The sequence below is a fragment of the Sulfurospirillum arcachonense DSM 9755 genome, assembly GCF_000597725.1.
Taxonomy (GTDB): Bacteria; Campylobacterota; Campylobacteria; order Campylobacterales; family Sulfurospirillaceae; genus Sulfurospirillum_A; species Sulfurospirillum_A arcachonense.
The window spans coordinates 1-4732 of record NZ_JFBL01000029.1 but is presented as its reverse complement, the minus strand read 5'-3'; the positions used below and the strand labels follow the sequence as shown (position 1 = coordinate 4732).

At 34.6% G+C, this 4732-nt stretch carries 4 protein-coding genes; all 4 read left to right on the top strand.

From position 1 onward, the window contains the following. Nucleotides 1–159: 159 nt before the first annotated feature. Nucleotides 160–864: a TorD/DmsD family molecular chaperone gene (locus K354_RS0113520; RefSeq protein ID WP_024956006.1), complete on the top strand. Its 705-nt coding sequence runs from the start codon at nucleotides 160–162 to the stop codon at nucleotides 862–864. Between the two features lie 122 nt (nucleotides 865–986). Then, the gene (locus K354_RS0113515; protein ID WP_024956005.1) at nucleotides 987–1184 is read left to right on the top strand and encodes a twin-arginine translocation signal domain-containing protein; all 198 of its coding nucleotides are present in this window, start codon (nucleotides 987–989) and stop codon (nucleotides 1182–1184) included. An 11-nt stretch (nucleotides 1185–1195) separates the two neighbouring features. Then, the gene (locus K354_RS0113505; protein WP_084607382.1) at nucleotides 1196–4036 is read left to right on the top strand and encodes a formate dehydrogenase subunit alpha; all 2841 of its coding nucleotides are present in this window, start codon (nucleotides 1196–1198) and stop codon (nucleotides 4034–4036) included. A gap of 21 nt (nucleotides 4037–4057) precedes the next feature. Beyond that, nucleotides 4058–4612: a formate dehydrogenase FDH3 subunit beta gene (gene fdh3B, locus K354_RS0113500; protein ID WP_084607383.1), complete on the top strand. Its 555-nt coding sequence runs from the start codon at nucleotides 4058–4060 to the stop codon at nucleotides 4610–4612. Nucleotides 4613–4732: the final 120 nt, after the last annotated feature.

The window sequence follows — 4732 nt, the reverse complement described above, 5'->3', positions numbered from 1 at the left end:
AAACCAGTATTTGGAAATGATGCTATTAGAATCAAAACACTTTATTGCTGTGCTGATTGTAAACCTAAGGTTATGCTTCAGGCTCATAGGAATGAGCAAAACAGTATACAAGAAACTGTGTAACAACATATTTTAAACTAATCAATAGGAAATATTAAAATGAATCAAGAGGCAATTAATAAAGCAAGGTCAGTATATTATGGACTTTTTTCTTCACTTTTTACATTTAACGATGAAAAAAAAGATGTAAAAAATATACTAAAAAGTATTGATGTTTTAAATCAAAATCCATTAGATGAATATTCAAATAATGCTTTTAATATTATGAAAAAAATATTAGAAGAGAGCGGAGAAAAAGCTTTACAAGATGAGAGTAATTTAGTTTTTTTTAGTTTAACAACACAAACAATACCTGTAAGTGCATCTTTTTATGATGAAAGCAGAGACGATGGGAAAAAACGTGTAGAGATGAGTGAGTATGTTTTAAAATCAAAATATAGAAAAGACACCTCTACATGTAAAGAGTCAGAAGATCATATAGGTTTTATCTTAAGCTTTATGCATAAATTGATAGAAGAAGAGATATCAGGAGATAAAGATAGTGCATTATTAGCAAGAGAAGTATTTATTAATATTTTAAATGCAATGGTAGACGAATTTATGCAAAATGTTTATCAACATGAAGAGAGTGTTTTTTATAAACAATTAGTAATAAGTATGAAAGTTTTTATCGATTTTGAGAGAATGTTTTATGATGTAAAAGAGCCTGAGAAAAAATCTAGAGAAGTCGTAGAAGAGATAAAAAAACCAAAAGAATTCAAAAAGCGTGCAAAAAGAAATTTTGATGAGTTTACCACAGTTTAAGGGGCACTTTTTATTTGTCCTTTAATATGCAAAATTTGCATATACAAAGAGATAGTTAAGAAAATTATTTTTTTTTAGCTATCTCTTTGTATACAAGGAGAAAATATTGCAGGAGGAAAATCATGCAAGAGAGTAGACGTGGCTTTTTAAAGAAAGCTGCTGTGGTTGGTACAGTTGCAGCTGTAGGTACGCTTAGCGCATCTGAGAGTGCAAAAAGTACAGTTGGTTCAAATGGTGTTGTCGTAGGGAAATCTCCAAAGAAAGAGATTTTATACAAAAAGACAGCTAATTGGGATGCATATTATAAGGCATCTTATTAAGGAGATAACGTATGAGTAAAAACTCACTCGCAGACTTATCTTTGAAAATGGGAAGAAGAACTTTTCTAAAATTAGCAACAATTGGGGCAAGTTTTGGGGCAACAAGTGCATTTGCTTCAAGCGACTCAGTTAGAGCTGCTACACAAGAAGAGATAAAAAATCCTTTTCCAGGATCAAAGAGAGTTAAAACGATATGTAGTATCTGTTCTGCAGGATGTGGAATAGTAGCAGAGGTTCACAATGGTGTTTGGGTTAGACAAGATGTAGCACAAGACCATCCTATTAGTGAAGGTAGTCATTGTTGTAAGGGTATTGATCAAATTGATTTAGTAAAAAGTAAACAAAGAATCAAACACCCAATGAAAAAAGAGAATGGAAAATGGCTTAGAATCAGTTGGGATCAAGCTATAAAAGAAATCTCTGAGAAGATGTTAAAAATTAGAAAAGAAAATGGGCCTGATGCTTCAATGTTCTTAGGTTCAGCAAAATTTAGTCTGCAAGAAGCATTTTATTTTAGAAAATTTGCAGCTTTATGGGGAACAAACAATATAGATCACGTAGCAAGAATTTGACATAGTGCAACAGTCGCCGGTGTGGCGAATACATGGGGTTATGGCGCTATGACAAATCACTTTGGTGATGTCGTTGAAAACTCAAAAGCAATTTTTATGATAGGGGCAAACTCAGCAGTTGCAAATCCAATAGGCATGAAGCATTTTCTTCAAGCTAAGGATAGAAACAATGCAAAACTGATTGTAATTGATCCAGTTTATACAAAATCTGCAGCAAAAGCAGATCATTACTTGAGAATTAGAACAGGAACAGATGTAGCTTTTATTTATGGATTACTTCATATTATCTTCAAAAATGGTTGGGAAGATGAAAAGTTCATAGAATCAAGAGTATATGGGATGGAAGACATTAAAGCAGAAGCTAAAAAATGGACTCCTGAAGTAACAGCTGATGTTACTGGTATTCCTGCAGAACAAATTATTCAAGTAGCAACTATACTAGCAAAAACAAAACCAACAACAGTTGTTTGGGCATTAGGTATTACACAACACAGTACAGGAACATCAAACACTAGAATCCTTCCTATCTTACAATTAGTATTAGGAAATATGGGTAAAAAAGGTGGCGGATGTAACATTATTCGTGGACATGATAATGTTCAAGGTTCTACTGATATGTGTTGTTTAGCAGATTCATTACCAGGCTATTATGGACTAAGTGACGGTTCATGGAAACACTTCGCCCAAGGTTGGGGTGTTGATTATGAATGGTTAAAGAAAAGATTTTATGCTAAAAAATGGATGAATGAAAAAGGCTTTTCTCTTGCAAAATGGTGGCAAGGTGTACTTCAAGAAGAAAAAACTTACTCTTCAAGTCCAATTCGTGCATTATGGGTTCAAGGAACTGGTATTACTTCAATGAGTCAACAAGTAGAGATACAAAAAGCACTCAATAAGTTAGATTTACTTGTTATTGCAGAGCCATTTGTAAATGAAGCTGCTGTTCTAAGTGACAGAGAAGATAATATATATATCTTACCTGTGGCAACTCAGTTTGAAAACGAAGGAAGTGTAACAGCAACTAATCGTACTTCGCAATGGAGAACAAAAGTAGTTGATCCACTTTATGAGAGTAAAACTGACCATGATGTAATGTTTGAATTTGCTAAAAAGTTTGGTTTTTATGATGAGTTTACTCGTGGTATGAAAATGGGTATAAAAGATGGCGAAATTAAACAAGTTAAAAATGATTTTAATTTTGCAGAAGATGCAAGTGACGAAATTGCAAGAATTGTCAAGACGATTGGTCTTGGTGGTTGGACTGCAAAAAGATTGAAAGCACATCAGGAAAATTGGCACATGTTTGATCCACTGACTTTAAAAGGACGTGGAGCAATGAAAGGTGAATATTACGGTCTTCCATGGCCAAGTTGGGATGATAAACATCCAGGAAGTCCAATTCTTTATGATGTAGATACACCAGTAAATGAAGGTGGTATGGGCTTTAGAAATAGATTTGGGTTAGAGCATGATGGAGTGAGTCAGTTAGCTGAAGACTCTGTTACTGTTAAAGGCTCTTCTATTAAAGGTGGATATCCTGAAATTACTTCTGCAAATATTGAAAAAGTTTTAGGTATTAAACTTACTGATGATGAGAAGCAAAAAATTGGTAAAAATTGGAAAACCGATTACAGTGGAATAATCCAAGAAAAATGTAGAATTGCTGGTGTGGCTCCTTATGGAAATGCAAAAGCAAGAGTAAAAGTTTGGACCTTCCCAGATCCTGTTCCAATTCATAGAGAACCAATTCATTCTCCAAGAACAGATTTAGTAAAAAAACATCCAACTTATGGAGATCAAACAAATAACTTTAGAGTTGATGTAAGATTTTCATCCGAGCAAAATGCCCAAGATTGGGCTAAAGATTTCCCTACGATGTTAGTGACTATGAGAGTTGTAAACTTAAGTGGTGCAGGAATGCTTGAGAGAACTAGTAAGTATCTTTCTCATATCACACCAGAAATGTTTGCAAATATTCATCCAGATCTTGCACTAAATTATGGAATTCGTGACGGTGAAGATATGTGGTTACATTCTCCTCAAGGAACAAAAATCAAAGTTAAAGCACACTATAACTTTAGTGTAACACCTGATAGAATATCATTACCTTATAACTTTGCAGGTGTTATGCAAGGGGTTGATTTGAGTCATAAATATCCAGAAGGAACAAAACCATATGCAACAGGTGAAAGTTCAAATACAATTACAAACTATGGATTTGACATTATTACTCAGATTCCAGAATTTAACGCTGGCTTATGCCGCATAGAAAAAGCGTAGGGGTATAAGATGAGTAGTGAAATGTCAAGAATGAAATTTTATTGTGATGATGACCGTTGTATTGAATGTTATGGTTGTAGCGTTGCTTGTTCTGAAGCTCATGAGCTTCCAGTAGGCATAAGCAGAAGAAAAGTAATTACACTAAATGATGGGATTGAGGGCAAAGAAATTTCAACTTCTATTGCTTGTATGCATTGTACAGACGCTCCATGTGAGCAAGTGTGTCCAGTGGATTGTTTTTATATCAGAGAAGATGGGATTGTTCTTCATGATAAAGAAGTGTGTATAGGATGTGGATATTGTCTCTATGCTTGTCCTTTTGGAGCTCCACAGTTTCCAAGAGATGGAGCATTTGGGACAAAAGGTGCAATGGATAAATGTACTATGTGTGCGGGTGGTCCGTTAGAGACTAACTCAGTACATGAAAGAGAGTTATATGGTCAAAACCGTATAGCTGAAGGTAAAGTTCCTCTTTGTGCTGCAGTTTGTGCTACGAATGCTCTGTTAGTTGGAGATGCTGAAGAAGTATCGAAGGTGTATAGAAAAAGAGTGGTTTCAAGAGGCAAAGGAGCATAGTTGCATATGAAAAAAAGTAGTATACTTTTCTTTATTGCGACATTCATGTTGGCATCGGCTGCATATGCAGCTGATAGCCAAATATGGAGCGATATGAGAATACAAAATATCCTAGGATAC